Origin of the sequence: Candidatus Burkholderia verschuerenii, from assembly GCF_001189365.1 — a bacterium.
Classification (GTDB): domain Bacteria; phylum Pseudomonadota; class Gammaproteobacteria; order Burkholderiales; family Burkholderiaceae; genus Caballeronia; species Caballeronia verschuerenii.
This window is the reverse complement of record NZ_LFJJ01000066.1, coordinates 1-17,791: the sequence shown is the minus strand read 5'-3', so window position 1 is coordinate 17,791 and position 17,791 is coordinate 1. Positions and strand designations below refer to the sequence as shown.

At 61.1% G+C, this 17,791-nt stretch carries 15 protein-coding genes; 14 read left to right on the top strand and 1 reads right to left on the bottom strand.

Going from position 1 to position 17,791, the window contains the following annotated elements; all coding sequences use genetic code 11:
- The first annotated feature begins 6 nt into the window (after positions 1-6).
- From carB to BVER_RS13660, 3 genes are all read left to right on the top strand, one after another.
- Positions 7-3,264: a carbamoyl-phosphate synthase large subunit gene (carB, locus tag BVER_RS13670; protein ID WP_050453784.1), complete on the top strand. Its 3,258-nt coding sequence runs from the start codon at positions 7-9 to the stop codon at positions 3,262-3,264.
- Between the two features lie 115 nt (positions 3,265-3,379).
- On the top strand, positions 3,380-3,856 hold the full coding sequence (gene greA / locus BVER_RS13665; protein ID WP_050453783.1) for a transcription elongation factor GreA: 477 nt from the start codon (positions 3,380-3,382) through the stop codon (positions 3,854-3,856).
- Positions 3,856-4,374, top strand: coding sequence for a DUF4149 domain-containing protein (locus BVER_RS13660; protein ID WP_050453782.1), 519 nt, complete (start codon positions 3,856-3,858; stop codon positions 4,372-4,374). Before greA ends, BVER_RS13660 begins: the two co-directional genes overlap by 1 nt.
- A 74-nt stretch (positions 4,375-4,448) precedes the next feature.
- Here the strand turns inward: BVER_RS13660 and BVER_RS13655 are convergent, their stop codons facing one another.
- On the bottom strand, positions 4,449-4,991 hold the full coding sequence (locus BVER_RS13655; protein ID WP_050453781.1) for a YhbY family RNA-binding protein: 543 nt from the start codon (positions 4,989-4,991) through the stop codon (positions 4,449-4,451).
- A gap of 338 nt (positions 4,992-5,329) precedes the next feature.
- Here BVER_RS13655 and BVER_RS13650 point away from each other — a divergent pair, with 338 nt between their 5' ends.
- The 11 genes from BVER_RS13650 to phoR all read left to right on the top strand — a co-directional run bounded on the left by BVER_RS13650 (position 5,330) and on the right by phoR (position 17,578).
- Complete coding sequence (locus BVER_RS13650; RefSeq protein ID WP_050453780.1) at positions 5,330-6,004, top strand: RlmE family RNA methyltransferase; 675 nt, start codon at positions 5,330-5,332, stop codon at positions 6,002-6,004.
- Between the two features lie 173 nt (positions 6,005-6,177).
- Entirely contained in the window at positions 6,178-8,073 is a 1,896-nt protein-coding gene (ftsH, locus tag BVER_RS13645) for an ATP-dependent zinc metalloprotease FtsH (RefSeq protein WP_050453779.1), read from the top strand.
- Between the two features lie 209 nt (positions 8,074-8,282).
- The gene (folP, locus tag BVER_RS13640; protein WP_157056061.1) at positions 8,283-9,077 is read left to right on the top strand and encodes a dihydropteroate synthase; all 795 of its coding nucleotides are present in this window, start codon (positions 8,283-8,285) and stop codon (positions 9,075-9,077) included.
- Between the two features lie 116 nt (positions 9,078-9,193).
- Positions 9,194-10,552: a phosphoglucosamine mutase gene (gene glmM, locus BVER_RS13635; protein WP_050453777.1), complete on the top strand. Its 1,359-nt coding sequence runs from the start codon at positions 9,194-9,196 to the stop codon at positions 10,550-10,552.
- Between the two features lie 209 nt (positions 10,553-10,761).
- Entirely contained in the window at positions 10,762-11,796 is a 1,035-nt protein-coding gene (gene pstS, locus BVER_RS13630; protein ID WP_050453776.1) for a phosphate ABC transporter substrate-binding protein PstS, read from the top strand.
- A gap of 153 nt (positions 11,797-11,949) precedes the next feature.
- Entirely contained in the window at positions 11,950-12,933 is a 984-nt protein-coding gene (gene pstC, locus BVER_RS13625; RefSeq protein WP_050453775.1) for a phosphate ABC transporter permease PstC, read from the top strand.
- Entirely contained in the window at positions 12,933-13,820 is an 888-nt protein-coding gene (gene pstA / locus BVER_RS13620) for a phosphate ABC transporter permease PstA (protein ID WP_050453774.1), read from the top strand. The genes pstC and pstA overlap by 1 nt, the downstream gene beginning before the upstream one ends.
- Before the next feature lie 15 nt (positions 13,821-13,835).
- A complete protein-coding gene (pstB, locus tag BVER_RS13615; RefSeq protein WP_050453773.1) occupies positions 13,836-14,696 on the top strand; it encodes a phosphate ABC transporter ATP-binding protein PstB in 861 nt (286 codons plus the stop codon).
- Positions 14,697-14,740: 44 nt separating this feature from the next.
- Positions 14,741-15,445, top strand: coding sequence for a phosphate signaling complex protein PhoU (gene phoU / locus BVER_RS13610; RefSeq protein WP_050453772.1), 705 nt, complete (start codon positions 14,741-14,743; stop codon positions 15,443-15,445).
- 44 nt (positions 15,446-15,489) lie between these two features.
- On the top strand, positions 15,490-16,191 hold the full coding sequence (gene phoB / locus BVER_RS13605) for a phosphate regulon transcriptional regulator PhoB (protein WP_050453771.1): 702 nt from the start codon (positions 15,490-15,492) through the stop codon (positions 16,189-16,191).
- Positions 16,192-16,264: 73 nt separating this feature from the next.
- Entirely contained in the window at positions 16,265-17,578 is a 1,314-nt protein-coding gene (gene phoR / locus BVER_RS13600; RefSeq protein WP_050453770.1) for a phosphate regulon sensor histidine kinase PhoR, read from the top strand.
- The last annotated feature ends 213 nt before the right edge of the window (positions 17,579-17,791 follow it).

Sequence of the window (17,791 nt, the reverse complement as noted above, 5' to 3'; positions counted from 1 at the left end):
ACAGTTATGCCGAAGCGCACAGACATCAAAAGCATCCTCATCATCGGCGCGGGCCCGATCATCATCGGCCAGGCGTGCGAGTTCGATTATTCGGGCGCGCAGGCGTGTAAGGCGCTGCGCGAGGAAGGCTACAAGGTCATCCTCGTCAACAGCAATCCGGCGACGATCATGACCGACCCGAACACGGCCGACGTCACGTATATCGAGCCGATCTCGTGGGAAGTGGTCGAGCGCACCATCGCGAAGGAGCGCCCCGACGCGATCCTGCCGACGATGGGCGGACAGACCGCGCTCAATTGCGCGCTCGATCTGTTCCATCACGGCGTGCTGGAGAAGTACAAGGTGGTCGAGTTGATCGGCGCATCGCCGGAAGCGATCGACAAGGCGGAAGACCGCCAGAAGTTCAAGGACGCGATGACGAAGATCGGCCTCGGTTCGGCCAAGTCGGGCATCGCGCATTCGTGGGAAGAAGCGCTCGCGGTGCAGGCGCAGATTGCCGAAGCCACGGGCAGCGGCGGTTATCCGACCGTGATTCGTCCGTCGTTTACGCTGGGCGGCTCGGGCGGTGGGATCGCGTACAACAAGGAAGAGTTCGAAGAGATTTGCCGTCGCGGTCTCGATCTTTCGCCGACGCGCGAACTGCTGATCGAAGAATCGCTGCTCGGCTGGAAAGAGTACGAGATGGAAGTGGTTCGCGACCGCGCGGACAACTGCATCATCGTCTGCTCGATCGAAAACCTCGACCCGATGGGCGTGCACACCGGCGATTCGATCACCGTCGCGCCGGCGCAGACGCTGACCGATAAAGAATATCAAGTGCTGCGTAACGCGTCGCTCGCCGTTTTGCGCGAGATCGGCGTCGATACGGGCGGCTCGAACGTGCAGTTCGCGATCAACCCGAAGGACGGCCGCATGGTCGTCATCGAGATGAATCCGCGTGTGTCGCGTTCGTCGGCGTTGGCATCGAAGGCGACGGGTTTCCCGATCGCGAAGGTTGCCGCGAAGCTCGCGTGCGGCTACACGCTCGACGAACTCAAGAACGAAATCACCGGCGGACAAACGCCGGCATCGTTCGAACCGACGATCGACTACGTCGTCACGAAGGTGCCGCGTTTCGCGTTCGAAAAATTCCGCGAAGCCGATTCGCGTCTGACCACGCAGATGAAGTCCGTCGGCGAAGTGATGGCGATGGGCCGCACGTTCCAGGAATCGTTCCAGAAGGCGCTGCGCGGTCTGGAAGTCGGCGTCGACGGTCTCGATGAAAAGACCACGAGCCGCGACGAAGTGATCCGCGAAATCGGCGAGCCGGGCCCGGACCGCATCTGGTATCTTGGCGATGCATTCCGTCTCGGCCTGACGATGGAAGAAATCTTCGAAGAAACGTCGATCGATCCGTGGTTCCTCGCGCAGATCGAACAGATCATCCAGAAGGAAAAGGCGCTCGAAGGCCGCACGCTCGCAAGCCTCACGCGCGACGAAATGCTGTATCTGAAGAAGAGCGGTTTTTCGGATCGGCGTCTCGCCAAGCTGACCGGTTCGAAGCAGGACGATGTGCGCAAGAAGCGCCACGAACTGAAGGTGCGTCCGGTCTACAAGCGCGTCGACACGTGCGCCGCCGAGTTCGCGACGAAGACGGCGTACATGTACTCGACGTACGAAGAAGAGTGCGAAGCGAATCCGACCGACAAGAAGAAGATCATGGTGTTGGGCGGCGGTCCGAACCGGATCGGGCAGGGCATCGAGTTCGACTACTGCTGCGTGCATGCCGCGCTCGCCATGCGCGAGGACGGCTATGAAACCATCATGGTCAACTGCAACCCGGAAACGGTCTCGACCGACTACGACACGTCCGATCGTCTGTACTTCGAATCGCTGACGCTCGAAGACGTGCTCGAAATCGTCGATCTGGAAAAGCCGGTCGGCGTGATCATGCAATACGGCGGTCAGACGCCGCTGAAGCTCGCGCTCGATCTCGAAGCGAACGGTGTGCCGATCATCGGCACGTCGCCGGACATGATCGATGCCGCCGAAGATCGCGAGCGCTTCCAGAAGCTGCTCAAGGATCTCGATCTGCGTCAGCCGCCGAATCGCACGGCGCGCGCCGAAGACGAAGCGCTGAAGCTCGCCGAAGAAATTGGTTATCCGCTGGTCGTGCGGCCGTCCTACGTGCTCGGCGGTCGCGCGATGGAAATCGTCCACGAGCCGCGCGATCTCGAACGCTACATGCGCGAGGCCGTGAAGGTATCGAACGATTCGCCGGTGCTGCTCGACCGCTTCCTGAACGACGCGATCGAATGCGACGTGGATTGCATCTCCGATGGCACGGACGTGTTCATCGGCGGCGTGATGGAGCATATCGAGCAAGCGGGCGTGCACTCGGGCGATTCGGCGTGCTCACTGCCGCCGTACTCGCTGTCGAAAGATACCGTCGACGAGTTGAAGCGACAAACTGCCGCAATGGCGAAGGCGCTGAACGTCGTCGGTCTGATGAACGTGCAGTTCGCGATCCAGCAAGTACCGCAAGAAGATGGCTCGAAAAAGGACATCATCTACGTGCTGGAAGTGAATCCGCGTGCATCGCGCACGGTGCCTTACGTGTCGAAGGCGACGGGTCTGCCGCTCGCGAAGATCGCCGCGCGCGCGATGGTCGGTCAGAAGCTCGTGGAGCAAGGCGTCACGAAGGAAGTGATTCCGCCGTACTTCAGCGTCAAGGAAGCGGTGTTTCCGTTCGTGAAATTCCCGGCGGTCGATCCGGTGCTCGGACCTGAAATGCGTTCGACGGGCGAAGTAATGGGTGTGGGCCGCACCTTCGGCGAAGCGCTGTTCAAGTCGCAGCTCGCGGCGGGTTCGCGTCTGCCGGAATCGGGCACGGTGCTCCTGACCGTGATGGACGCCGACAAGCCGAAGGCCGTCGAAGTCGCGCAGATGCTGCACGAACTCGGCTATCCGATCGTCGCGACCAAGGGCACGGCGGCCGCGATTTCAGCGGCAGGCGTGCCGGTGAAGATCGTCAACAAGGTGAAGGACGGCCGCCCGCATATCGTCGACATGATCAAAAATGGTGAAATTGCGCTGGTGTTCACCACGGTGGACGAAACGCGTGCCGCCATCGCCGATTCGCGCTCGATCCGCATGAGCGCGCAAGCCAACAAGGTCACGTACTACACGACGATGTCGGGTGCGCGCGCGGCCGTCGAAGGTCTGCGTTATCTGCGCGATTTGGAAGTCTACGATTTACAAGGCCTGCATGCTCGCCTAAACTAAGGCTTCGATTACTGGTCCAAGCATCACGAGCCGCGGTTAAGCGGCGTCTCCCGTCAGCGGGAGATGCGCTTAACCGCGGTAATTTTTTTATTGCAGTTTTGTTTGTGGGTTGTCTATGAGCACGATTCCTTTGACGAAGCGCGGCGCGGAGTTGCTGCGCGACGAATTGCAACGCCTGAAGGCCGTCGAGCGTCCGGCGGTCATTAACGCAATCGCGGAAGCGCGTGCCCAAGGTGATCTGTCGGAAAACGCCGAGTACGATGCGGCGAAGGAAAAGCAGGGTTTTATCGAGGGCCGCATCGCTGAACTCGAATCGAAGCTTGCCGGCGCACAAGTGATTGACCCGACGACAGTCGATGCAGATGGCCGCGTGGTGTTCGGCGCGACCGTCGAGCTGGAAGATCTGGAATCGGGCGATACGGTCACCTATCAGATCGTCGGCGATGACGAAGCCGATATCGATCACGGCCGCGTGTCGGTGAGTTCGCCGATCGCGCGCGCGCTTATTTCGAAGTCGGAAGGCGACGTGGCATCGGTGCAGGCACCGAGCGGCGCGCGCGAATACGAAATCATCGCCGTCCGCTACGTCTGATGGAACATCGGCTCTTTCGCGTCATTTCCATGCTGTGGGTCGGCAGTCTGCTGAGCCTCGGCTTCATCGCCGCGCCGGTGATTTTCAGCACGCTGACCAACACGACCGATGCCGGTACGGTGGCGGCGCAACTGTTTCGTATCGAAGCGATCATCGGCATGATCAGCGCGCTCGCGCTTATCCTGATCGGCAATCGCTTCGTGAAAAGCGGCATCGTCGACTACAAGCGCGTGCGGTGGATCGTCGCAGTGATGCTGGTGTGCGTGCTGGTCGGATATTTCGCGTTGCAGCCGTTCATGAACTCGCTGCGCGTGGCCGCGCAAGAGAGCGGCACCGAACTCGCGAACTCGCCTTACGCGCAGCAGTTCGGCATCCTGCATGGTGTGTCGAGCGCGATCTATCTGATCGAATCTCTGTTCGGCCTTGCGCTCGTGTGGCGTTTGCCGGGCGCGGTGCCGAGCAAAATCGTGCCGAAGAGCAAGTCCGCCAAGATGGCCGCGAAGCGCGCGCGTAGCTGATTGCCCGCTTTTGTCGCTGTGCCGAGTCGCCGAAACGGCGCGCGCGTTTCAAAAGAAGCGCGCGCGCCGTTCGATCATTTGACGTCCTGGTGCGTGCGCTTCGAACTCGTCTGACGTTTCTCCGCGCGCTTGACGTTGCCGCCGGCGGCCACGCGTTCGTTGCCGAGCACGCGCAAGGTCTGCTTCTTCGGCTTTTTGAAGGCCGGACCGTCGCGGGTGATCTTCACGGCCTTGACGACGCGCGGTGCGCGGCCCTTGGCCGTTCGGTCGTCGGCGGTTTCGCCGGCGGTCGGCGGCATCGTGCTGCGGGTGCGCGTGGTCCGGCTCTTCGCGGGAACGGCGCCTTCCGGGCGCCAGATCACCAGCAGCTTGCCGATGTGCTGGATTGGCGCGGCATCGAACCGGTCGCAGATTTCGTCGTAGACGGCGACGCGGGCCTCGCGTTCGTCGCCGAACACGCGAACCTTGATGAGCTGATGCGCGTGGAGATGCACTTCGATCTCCTTGAGCACGGCGTCGGTGAGACCCTCCGCGCCGACGAGCACGACGGGCTTCAATGCATGAGCCTGCGATCGCAGGTCGGCACGCTGGGCAGGGGAGAGTGTGAGAGCTGGCATGGAAAGTAAAAGGACTCGACTAAAATAGCGGCGGCGCGGGTGGGTCCGAGCATGGATCCGAACAGGTCGTTCCGAACCGACCCGTGGATTGCGTAAGAACGTCGTAACCGGCGTGGTGTTCCCGACGCCGAACGGATGCGCTGCATGATTCACGCGCGCTTTACCGCCGCAAAAAACAAGATGTGCCGGATGCCGATTATCGACGCTCGCAAGCGCCGGACGGGCCGATCCGGCCGACAAGACGCGTATTATCCGCTAAAAGCGCCGCGCGATGCTGCAAATTCCGCACCGGACGTATCCGCCGATATCTCCGGTTGCGCCTCATGAGTTCAGTTTGAATGGCAAAGAACCGATTTAATCATTCGTGGTTGCATGACCACATCAACGATCCTTACGTGAAGATGGCGCAGCGCGAGGGTTATCGCGCGCGCGCCGCGTACAAGCTGAAGGAAATCGACGACCAGGACAAGCTCATCAAACCGGGCATGGTGATCGTCGATCTCGGCTCGACGCCGGGCAGCTGGAGCCAGTACGCGCGCAACAAGCTCGCGCAGGGCGTCAAGCGCCATGCCGAGCGCGAAGGCGGCATCGACAGCACGATCATCGCGCTGGATATCCTGCCGATGGAGCCGATCGCGGACGTGACGTTCATTCAGGGCGACTTCCGCGAAGACGAAGTGCTGAAAAAACTCGATGAAATCGTCGGCGAGCGTCAAGTCGATCTTGTTATTTCCGACATGGCCCCCAACCTCTCGGGAGTGGCGAGCGCGGATGCGGCTCGCATCGAGCATCTGTGCGATCTGGCGCTGGAGTTCTCGCAAAACCATCTGAAACCGGATGGCGCGCTGCTAGTCAAATGTTTTCATGGCAGCGGTTATAGCCAGATCGTGGAGAAGTTCAAGCACCAGTTCAAAGTGGTAGCGCCGCGCAAGCCCAAGGCTTCTCGGGACAAGTCGTCCGAGACTTTTATCCTCGGGCGGCGGCTCAAGCATCCGGTCGAAGGACCTGTTTAAAGCTTTTTGGCGGATAACGGCGATTCTTCCGCCGAAAATGCCAAGAATGGCGAGTCTGCTGCTATTTACGCAGTAAATAAAGCTTATGGCAGGGGCTTGCGGTCTGGATTAGAATGCTTTGGTGGCGTCGCAAGGATTATGTAGGCGCCCGTCTATGAGTGAGGAGTGGTGCTTTGAACAACAATATGTTTTCTAAGGCGGCAGTGTGGCTCGTGATCGCACTGGTGCTGTTCACCGTGTTCAAGCAGTTCGATAAGCCTCGCGTTCAGGAAGGCGTGTCGTACTCTCAGTTCATGGACGACGCGAAGAACGGCAAGGTCAAGAACGTGACTGTTCAGGGCCGCAATCTCACGGTTACTCCGGCAGATGGCCAGAAGTACCAGATCGTGTCGCCCGGCGACATCTGGATGGTCGGCGATCTAATGAAATATGGCGTTCAGGTCAGCGGCAAGGCTGACGACGAACCCAATGCCCTCGTATCCGCGCTGTATTACCTCGGACCGACGATCCTGATCATCGGTTTCTGGTTTTACATGATGAGGCAGATGCAGGGAGGTGGCAAAGGCGGGGCCTTCTCGTTCGGGAAGTCGCGTGCGCGGCTGATCGACGAAAACAATAACGCAATCAACTTTACCGATGTCGCGGGCTGCGACGAAGCGAAGGAAGAAGTCTCGGAACTGGTCGACTTCCTGCGCGATCCGCAGAAATTCCAGAAGCTGGGCGGCCGTATTCCGCGAGGCGTGCTGCTGGTTGGCCCTCCGGGTACGGGTAAGACGCTGCTGGCGCGTGCCATCGCCGGCGAGGCGAAGGTGCCGTTCTTCAGCATTTCGGGTTCGGACTTCGTGGAAATGTTCGTCGGCGTGGGCGCGGCTCGCGTTCGCGACATGTTCGAGCAAGCCAAGAAGCATGCGCCTTGCATCGTGTTCATCGACGAAATCGACGCGGTCGGCCGTCATCGTGGCGCGGGCATGGGCGGCGGTAACGACGAACGCGAACAGACGCTGAACCAGATGCTGGTTGAAATGGATGGCTTCGAAGCGAATTCCGGCGTCATCGTGATCGCGGCGACCAACCGTTCCGACGTGCTGGACAAGGCGCTGCTGCGTCCGGGCCGTTTCGACCGTCAGGTGTATGTCGGTCTGCCGGATATCCGCGGTCGCGAGCACATCATGAAGGTACACCTGCGCAAGGTACCGATCGCGAACGACGTGGATGCATCGGTTATCGCGCGTGGCACGCCGGGCTTCTCGGGGGCGGACCTCGCCAATCTGGTGAACGAAGCCGCGCTGTTCGCGGCGCGTCGCGGCAAGCGTATCGTCGAAATGCAGGACTTCGAAGACGCGAAGGACAAGATCTTCATGGGTCCGGAGCGCAAATCGGCAGTCATGCGCGAGGAAGAGCGTCGTAACACGGCTTATCACGAGTCGGGTCACGCGGTCGTAGCGAAGTTGCTGCCGCACGCCGATCCGGTTCACAAGGTCACGATCATGCCGCGCGGCTGGGCTTTGGGCGTCACGTGGCAGTTGCCGGAGCATGATCGCGTGAATCTGTATCGCGACAAGATGCTGGAAGAAATCGCGATCCTGTTCGGCGGCCGTGCAGCGGAAGAAGTGTTCCTCAACTCGATGTCGACCGGTGCGTCGAACGACTTCGAGCGTGCGACCAAAATGGCGCGCGACATGGTGACGCGCTACGGCATGTCCGATGTGCTCGGCACGATGGTCTACGTCGATACAGAAGACAACGGCATGTTCGGCAAGATGGGCGCGAAGTCGGTGTCGGAAGCCACGCAGCAGAAGGTCGATGCGGAAATCCGCCGCATCCTCGACGAGCAATATGCGCTCGCCCGCAAGCTGCTGGAAGACAATCGTGAGAAGGTCGAAGTCATGACCAAGGCGCTGCTCGAATGGGAAACCATCGACGCAGACCAGATCAGCGACATCATGTCGGATCGTCCGCCGCGTCCGCCGCGTCCGCCGAAGAACCTGCCGCCGCCGTCGGGCGACACGCCTCCGGGTAGCAGCGGCGGCACCGAGGTCAAGCCGGGCAGCGCGCCGGCTACGGCCTGAGTCATATAGCTTGAGTGGATGGGCCGGTGTGCATCGCATACCGGCCCATTTTTTCTTTGAGGCCTAAGCTTCCGGTGCGATTGCGCCGCGCATCGCGTTCCATCATTTCCTCTCGCACGACTCGCTTGACCACTCCGACTCTCGCCCCCCTTCAGACGCAGCCGCTGCGATGCGGTCGTTTCACGCTGACATTCGAACGCCCGCTCGTGATGGGCATTCTCAACGTCACGCCCGATTCTTTCTCCGACGGTGGTCGTTTTCTGTCGCGCGATGCCGTGCTGGCGCGCGCAGAGCGTATGCTCGCGGACGGCGCCGATATGATCGACATTGGCGGGGAATCGACGCGTCCCGGCGCGCCGCCCGTTCCGCTCGATGAAGAACTGGCACGCGTGGTGCCGATCGTCGAAGCATTGCGCGCGATGAACGTGCCACTATCCGTCGATACCTACGAGCCGGCCGTCATGCGCGCCGCGCTGGAAGCGGGCGCGGACATGATCAACGACATCTGGGGCATGCGTCAGCCGGGCGCGCTGGACGCCGTGAAGAACAGCGACTGCGGTCTTTGCGTGATGCATATGCTCGGCGAACCGCGCACGATGCAGGTCCACGAGCCGGTATACGAAGACGTCGTGGCCGATGTGCGGACGTTCTTCGCCGAACGCCTCGCGGCGATGACGGGAGCCGGCATCGCCACGGATCGCGTGAGTCTCGATCCGGGCTACGGCTTTGGTAAGACAGTCGCGCATAATTACGCCTTGCTCGCGCATCTGACCGCGACGCGTCCCGCCGGCACGCATCACGCGCTGCTGGCAGGAATGTCGCGCAAGTCGATGCTCGGCGCCGTGACGGGCCGCGCGGCAAGCGAACGAGTGGCGGCGAGCGTCGCGGCGGCGGTGTGCGCGACGGAGCGGGGCGCGGCCATCATCCGCGTTCACGATGTCGCCGAAACCGTCGATGCACTCAAAGTCTGGCAAGCGACGCGAGACGCTGCCTTGCCGGGCTGATCCGACAGAATTCGAAGCAGGGCTCCGGCGCGGGGCGCACGCGCCGGAAGCAACATCAACAACATGATCGCGGGCCTACAACAGCGCCATCAGTCCGCGAGGAGGTTCGAGGAATAATGGCACGTCGATATTTTGGAACGGATGGCATCCGGGGCCGGGTGGGCGTCGCGCCCATCACGCCGGATTTCGTATTGAGACTCGGCTACGCGGCGGGCAAGGTGCTCGCGGGCGCGGGCCGCGAGAGAAAGAAGGGCAGCCGGCCGACCGTGCTGATCGGCAAGGACACGCGCGTGTCCGGCTACATGCTGGAGGCCGCGCTCGAATCGGGCTTCGCGGCGGCGGGCGTCGACGTGATGCTGGCCGGCCCGATGCCGACGCCCGGCGTCGCCTATCTGACGCGGGCGCTGCGGCTGTCGGCGGGCGTGGTGATCAGCGCGTCGCACAATCCCTACGACGACAACGGCATCAAGTTCTTCTCCGCCGATGGCAACAAGCTGCCGGACGAAGTCGAACTGCAGATCGAGGCGCAACTCGAGGAGCCGATGGAATGCGCGCCGTCCGAGCATCTCGGCAAGGCGCGACGGCTCGATGACGCGCGCGGCCGCTACATCGAGTTCTGCAAGAGCACGTTCCCGGCGAATTTCGATCTGCGCGGCATGCGCATCGTGCTGGACTGCGCGCACGGCGCGGCGTACGACGTCGGTCCGCATGTGTTCCACGAACTGGGCGCGGAAGTCGTGCCGATCGGCGTGTCGCCGAACGGCTTCAATATCAACGACAAGGTCGGCGCGACCGCGCCGGATGCGCTCGTGCGCGCGGTGCACGAACATCGCGCGGATATCGGCATTGCGCTGGACGGCGATGCAGACCGCGTGCAGATCGTCGATTCCACCGGACGTCTCTACAACGGCGACGAACTGTTCTACGTGCTCGTCAAGGATCGCATCGCGACGGATGGCCATGTGGAAGGCGCGGTCGGCACGCTGATGACCAACATGGCCGTCGAAGTCGCGTTGAAGCAGGCCGGCGTGCAGTTCGTGCGCGCGGCGGTCGGCGATCGTTACGTGCTCGAAAAGCTGGTCGAGAACGGCTGGGAAATCGGCGCGGAAGGCTCGGGCCACATTTTGTCGCTCGATCGCCATTCGACCGGCGACGGCATCGTGTCGGCGCTGCTGGTGCTGGCGGCGATCCAGCGCAGCGGCAAGTCGCTCGCGCAGATTCTCGAAGGCGTCACGCTGTTCCCGCAGACGCTGATCAATGTCCGCATGAGTAAGGGCGCAGACTGGAAGAAGAGTGAGGCAATTCGTCGCGCCGTCGAGCAAGCCGAGCAATCCCTCGAATCGCACGGGCGGGTCTTGATTCGCGCGTCCGGAACTGAACCGGTTTTGCGCGTGATGGTGGAAGCGGCGGCGCAACAGGACGCCGTTCGTCACGCGGAAACGATTGCAAAGGTCGTAAAAGACGTCACTTCGTAGGCGTTTACTGAATTCCTTCACATTCGCTAAAAGCTGGCTTCGGCCCGCTTTTTTTATTCGGGAAATCCCTTGACAAATGAGCCGGTCGTTCGACTTACGTACCGTAAGACGATTGACACGTTTGCGTCACGATTAGTCATATTACTGTCACAGACTCTGCCTATATTTCGCGGTGTCGCACACACGCTCACAACCCCTGGAGATTAAGAATGAAATTGATGCAAACCGCGCTGGCCGGTCTGATTGGTGCAGTCTTCGCAATGTCTGCACAGGCAGCCGACATCACCGGCGCGGGTAGCACCTTCGCAGCCCCGATCTACACGAAGTGGGCAGACGCCTACCAAAAGAGCGGTGGTGGCAAGGTGAACTACCAAGGCATCGGCTCGTCGGGCGGTATCAAGCAGATCATCGCCAAGACGGTGGACTTCGCAGGTTCGGACGCGCCACTCAAGGACGACGAACTCGCCAAGGACGGCCTGTTTCAGTTCCCGACGGTGGTCGGCGGCGTGGTGCCGGTCGTCAACGTTCCGGGCGTGAAGGCCGGCGAAATCGTGCTGTCGGGTCAAGTGCTCGGCGACATCTATCTCGGCAAGGTCAAGAAGTGGAACGACCCGGAAATCAGCGCGCTGAACCCGAAGGTCAAGCTGCCGGATACCGACATCGCCGTGGTTCGCCGCGCCGACGGTTCGGGCACCAGCTTCATCTGGACGAACTACCTGTCGAAGGTCAACGCGGACTGGAAGTCGAAGGTCGGCGAAGGTTCGACGGTCAACTGGCCGACGGGCACGGGCGGCAAGGGTAACGACGGTGTCGCGGCATTCGTGCAACGTCTGCCGGGCGCGATCGGCTACGTGGAGTGGGCGTACGCGAAGCAAAACAAGATGACCTACGTCGACATGAAGAACTCGTCGGGTTCGGTTGTCGAGCCGAAGACGGACACGTTCAAGGCCGCCGCAGCGGGCGCGGACTGGTCGAAGTCGTTCTACCAGATCCTGACGAACGAGCCGGGCAAGGACGCATGGCCGATCGTCGGCGCGACCTTCGTGCTGCTGCACACGACGCAAGAGAAGCCGACGCAAGGCGCGGAAACGCTGAAGTACTTCGACTGGTCGTTCAAGAACGGCGGCCAGGCTGCCAACGACCTCGACTACATCTCGCTGCCGGAATCGGTCGTGTCGGAAATCAAGAAGCAGTGGTCGGCGAAGGTGAAGGACGCATCGGGCAAGGCAGTTGCCGCTCAGTAAGTGCAATACGTTTGATTTGAAACTGTTCTAAGCTGCCTGTTCGGGGCGAAGTCCAGTACGCAGCATACAAAAGCAGTCTGTAGACAAAAGCCGCACGGCAGATCGAAAGGTCTGTCGCGCGGTCTGCTGACACGTAGCGTAACCAAGGCTCCCATGTCGGACATCAATCTCTCGTCGGCCGTGCCGGCAGCGCATACCCAACGCGCGCCGAGCCGTCTGGGCGACCTCATTTTCGGTGGCGTGACGCGGCTGGCGGCCGTCATCACGCTGTTTCTTCTCGGCGGCATCATCGTCTCGCTCCTCGTCGCGTCGATGCCGACCATTCAGAAATTCGGCCTGAGCTTTCTGTGGCGCGTGGAGTGGGATCCGCCCAGCAACGAGTTCGGCGCGCTCGTGCCGATCTACGGCACCATCGCGACGTCGATCATCGCGCTGGTCATCGCCGTGCCCGTGAGTTTCGGCATCGCGCTGTTCCTGACGGAACTCTCGCCCGCGTGGCTGCGCCGTCCGCTGGGCGTCGCCATCGAATTGCTCGCGGCGATTCCGTCGATCGTCTACGGTATGTGGGGCCTGCTCGTGTTCGCGCCGATCTTCGCCGAATACTTCGAGAAGCCGCTCGGCAAACTGCTCGGCGGCGTGCCGGTGATCGGCATGTTCTTCCAGGGGCCGCCGATCGGTATCGGCATTCTGGCCGCCGGCGTGATTCTCGCGATCATGATCATCCCGTACATCGCCTCGGTGATGCGCGACGTGTTCGAAGTCACGCCCGTGCTGCTGAAGGAATCGGCGTACGGCATCGGCTGCACGACCTGGGAAGTGATGTGGAAGATCGTGCTGCCCTATACGCGCGCCGGTGTGATCGGCGGCGTGATGCTGGGTCTGGGCCGCGCGCTCGGCGAAACGATGGCCGTGACCTTCGTGATCGGCAACACGAACCTGCTCGACAACGTGTCGCTGTTCTCGCCGGGTAACAGTATTACGTCCGCGCTCGCCAACGAATTCGCCGAAGCGAGCCCGGGTCTGCATACGTCCGCGCTGATGGAACTCGGTCTCATTCTGTTCGTGATCACGTTCTTCGTGCTCGCGATTTCGAAGATCATGCTGATTCGCATGGAACGCGGGGAGGGCCGGAAATAATGAGTCGTCCTGCTACGTTCAATCAGGATCCGGCGCGCGTCGAAGCGACGCGCCGCAAGCTGCAAAGCCGTCGCCGCGGCACCAACGCGGTTGCGCTGACGCTGTCGCTCGCCGCGATGGCCTTCGGTCTGATCTGGCTCGTCTGGATTCTGTACACGACGCTCAAGCTCGGCATCGGCGGTTTGTCGATCGATCTGTTCACGCAGTCGACGCCGCCGCCGAACACCGATGGCGGCGGTCTGGCCAACGCGATCGTCGGCTCGCTGATGCTGGTCGTGATCGGCACCTTTGTCGGCACGCCGCTCGGCATTCTGGCGGGCGTGTATCTTGCCGAATACGGTCAGAAGCGCTGGCTCGCGAGCGTGACGCGCTTCATCAACGACATTCTGCTGTCGGCGCCGTCGATCGTGATCGGCCTGTTTGTCTATGCGATCGTGGTCGCGAAGATGGGCCGCTTCTCGGGCTGGGCCGGCGTGATTGCGCTGGCGCTGCTGCAGATTCCGATCGTGATCCGCACGACCGAGAACATGCTGAAGCTGGTGCCGAACGCGCTGCGCGAAGCCGCCTTCGCACTCGGCACGCCGAAGTGGAAGATGATCATGTCGATCACGCTGAAGGCGTCGGTCGGCGGAATCGTGACGGGCGTGCTGCTGGCGGTGGCGCGTATCGCGGGCGAAACCGCGCCGTTGCTGTTCACCGCGTTGTCGAATCAATTTTTCTCGTGGGACCTGAATCAGCCGGTGGCGAACCTGCCGGTCACGATCTACAAGTTCGCGATGAGTCCGTTCCCGCAGTGGCAATCGCTCGCGTGGGCCGGTGTGTTCCTGATTACGCTCGGCGTGCTGGGTCTGAATATCCTGGCGCGCGCGATCTTCTCGAAGAAATAAGGGCGGAGTGATTCCATGAATATGGTCGAAAGTGGTGTCAACCACCAAGAAACGCCGGTCGAACGCGGTCCGGTTCCGGGCAGCGTGCGCCTGACCCACGGCGCGCAGCCGGCGGATTCCATCAAGCCGAAGATCGAGGTGAAGAACCTCAACTTCTTCTACAACAAGTATCACGCGCTGAAGAACATCAACCTGCGCATTCCGGAGAAGAAGGTCACGGCCTTCATCGGACCGTCGGGTTGCGGCAAGTCCACGCTCCTGCGCACCTTCAACAAGATGTTCGCGCTCTATCCGGAGCAGCGCGCGGAAGGCGAAATCCTGATGGACGGCGCCAATCTGCTCGATACGACGAAGGACATCTCGCTCCTGCGCGCGCGCGTCGGCATGGTGTTCCAGAAGCCGACGCCGTTCCCGATGTCGATCTACGACAACATCGCGTTCGGCGTGAAGATGTTCGAGCAGCTGTCGCGCTCGGAAATGGACGATCGCGTGGAATGGGCGCTGACGAAAGCGGCGCTGTGGACCGAAGTGAAGGACAAGCTGCAGCAGAGCGGCTACGGTCTGTCGGGCGGTCAGCAGCAGCGTCTGTGTATCGCGCGCGGCATCGCGATCCGTCCGGAAGTGCTGCTGCTGGACGAACCGTGCTCGGCGCTCGACCCGATTTCGACGGGCCGCATCGAAGAGCTGATCGCCGAATTGAAGAGCGATTACACGGTCGTGATCGTGACGCACAACATGCAACAGGCCGCACGTTGTTCGGACTACACTGCTTATATGTATCTTGGTGAGTTGATCGAATTCGGCGATACCGAAAAGATCTTCATCAAGCCGGCTCGCAAGGAGACGGAAGACTACATCACGGGCCGTTTTGGCTGATCGTCAGTCAGGTGAAGTGAAGTACACAGGCTTAAGGAGCACATATGTCCGATAAACATCTCTCGAGCCAGTTCGACGCAGATCTCAACGCGGTGTCGTCGAAAGTGCTGGAAATGGGCGGTCTGGTCGAGTCGCAGATCATCGCGGCGATGCAGGCGTTGAACGAGTTCGACATGGGCATCGCGGATCAGGTGATTACCGCCGAGGCGCAGTTGAACCGCATGGAAGTCGAGATCGACGAAGAGTGCAGCAACATCATCGCGCGCCGCCAGCCGGCCGCACGCGATCTGCGCTTGCTGATGGCGATCTCGAAGACCATCACGAACCTTGAGCGCGCCGGCGACGAAGCGGAAAAGATCGCCAAGCGCGTGAAGCGCATCAACGAAGACGGCGCGGGCCGCACGGTGAATATCGCCGAAATTCGCCTCGCCGGCGACATGGCAGTGTCGATCCTGCGCCGCGCGCTGGATGCATTCGCGCGTCTGGACACGGTCGCGGCCGCGCAGATCGTGCGCGACGACAAGGCCATCGACGATGAATTCCGCGCCTTCGTGCGCAAGCTCGTGACGTACATGATGGAAGACCCGCGCACCATTTCGGCGGGCCTCGACTATCTGTTCATCGCGAAGGCGGTGGAGCGCATCGGCGATCACGCGAAGAACATCGCGGAGTTCATCATTTACATCGTCAAGGGCACCGACGTGCGGCATATCTCGCGCGATCAGCTCGAACGCGAAGCGCTGAGTTGATCGGCGCAGTCGTTATTTATTAGCAAAAAGGTCAAGAGGTGCCGATGCCCAGCAGTATCCTCGTCATTGAAGACGAACCCGCGATCTCCGAACTGATCTCGGTGAATCTCCAGCATGCGGGACATTGCCCCATTCGGGCGTACAACGCCGAACAGGCGCAAAACCTGATCAGCGACGTGCTGCCCGATCTCGTGCTGCTGGACTGGATGCTGCCGGGCAAGTCCGGCATCGCATTCGCGCGCGAACTCCGCAACAACGAACGCACGAAGCACATCCCGATCATCATGCTGACCGCGCGCGGCGATGAGCAGGACAAGGTGCTGGGTCTTGAGATCGGCGCGGACGACTACGTCACCAAGCCGTTCTCGCCGAAGGAACTGATGGCGCGCATCAAGGCGGTGTTGCGCCGCCGCGCGCCGCAGCTGACGGAAGACGTGGTCGAGATCAACGGATTGCGTCTCGATCCGGCGACGCATCGCGTGGCCGCGAGCCATTCGGGCAACGATATCAAGCTCGATCTCGGTCCGACGGAATTCCGTCTGCTGCATTTCTTCATGACGCATCCGGAGCGCGTGCACAGCCGCACGCAGTTGCTGGATCAGGTGTGGGGCGATCATGTGTTCGTCGAAGAGCGCACGGTCGATGTGCATATCAAGCGTCTGCGCGCCGCGCTCAAGCCGGCGGGCTGCGATGCTATGATCGAAACGGTGCGCGGCAGCGGCTACCGTCTTGCAAAAAGTGCCTGATGTCGTTTGAACGCTGCCGTATTCGTCATCGCGTGCTGGTGCCGCATCAACGTAACGCAGAGCTTCCGACAACATGAACGTCATCTGGACGCGGTCCATCGTGTCCCTCGTGCTGCTCGCGGCTTTTTGCGTCGCGATCGCGGCATTCATCGGCGTGCGCACGGCGCTCGCCTTCGCGGTGTTCATGCTGGTGCTGCAGAGCTTCTTCAGCACCTATCACACACAACGTCTCAGGCGTCTGCTCGAAGCGCCCGTCTACGGCGAAGTGCCGAGCGCGCTCGGCGTCTGGGGCGAAATCTACTATCGGCTGCATAAGCTCGCGAAGCGCTGGCATGCGCAGGTGCGCCAGGTCGAGCAGCAGCATTCGCGCTTCATTCAGGCGATTCAGGCGTCGCCGAACGGCGTGGCGATGCTCGACGATCACGATCAGATCGAGTGGTGCAATGCCATCGCCGAAAAGCACTTCGGGCTCGACGCCAAGCGCGATCTGCGTCAGCACATCACGCATCTGGTGCGTCAGCCGGACTTCATCCGCTATCTGAACTCGCAGCATTACGAGGAAATGCTCGTAATGCGCGGCATGGGCGCGAACCGTCAGCGGACGGTATCGGTGCAGGTGTTTCCTTACGGCGATAACCGCAAGCTGGTGCTCACTCAGGATATCACCGAACTCGAACGCACCGATTCGATGCGGCGCGATTTCGTGGCCAACGTATCGCACGAACTGAAGACGCCGTTGACGGTGCTGTCGGGCTTTCTCGAAACGATGCGCGAACTGTCGCTCGACGAGGAAGACCGCATGCGCTATCTCGACATGATGGAGCAGCAGGCCGCGCGGATGCAGAACATCGTGCGCGATCTGCTGGTGCTGGCGAATCTCGAAGGCGATATGCGTCCGCCGGGCGACGAGTTGCTCGATATGCGGGCGGTGCTTCGTCATCTCGAGGACGATGCGCATTCGCTTTCCAATGGACGGCACAGCATTTTGTTTCACAACGACGATTCGTTGACTGTGGCTGGAGTGGAGACCGAGGTCGTCAGTGCGCTCGGGAATCTCGTCACTAATGCGGTGCGTTATACGCCCGATGGCGGCGCGATCGACGTGTCGTGGCAGCGGCAGAATGAGCGGGCGGTTTTTATCGTGCGGGATAGTGGACTGGGGATTCCCGCGGAGCATATTCCTCGGCTTACCGAGCGGTTTTATCGGGTCGATCGGAGTCGTTCACGTGACACTGGTGGCACCGGGCTCGGGCTTGCTATCGTCAAGCACGTTTTGCAGCGGCATCATGCTGAGCTTGATGTTAAGAGCGAAGTTGGACGGGGGAGTACGTTTATTGTCCGGTTTCCTGCTTCGCGGACGGCTTTGCGGAAGTCTTTGGCTGCTTAGGGTTCTGTTGCGGTTTGATGGGTTGGTTATTCAGTAGCCGCCTCCCCGGCGGAGGGGTCACTTTCTTTGCGGCGGCAAAGAAAGTGACCAAAGAAAGCCGCTGTCCGATCCTAAGCACTTTCTTGAGCGGCCCCGGCACTGTATGGCTCTGTTCACATTTGAAGAAATGTGTTTACATCTCATCTTTTGCGTAAGCGATCAAGATGAGTCGAA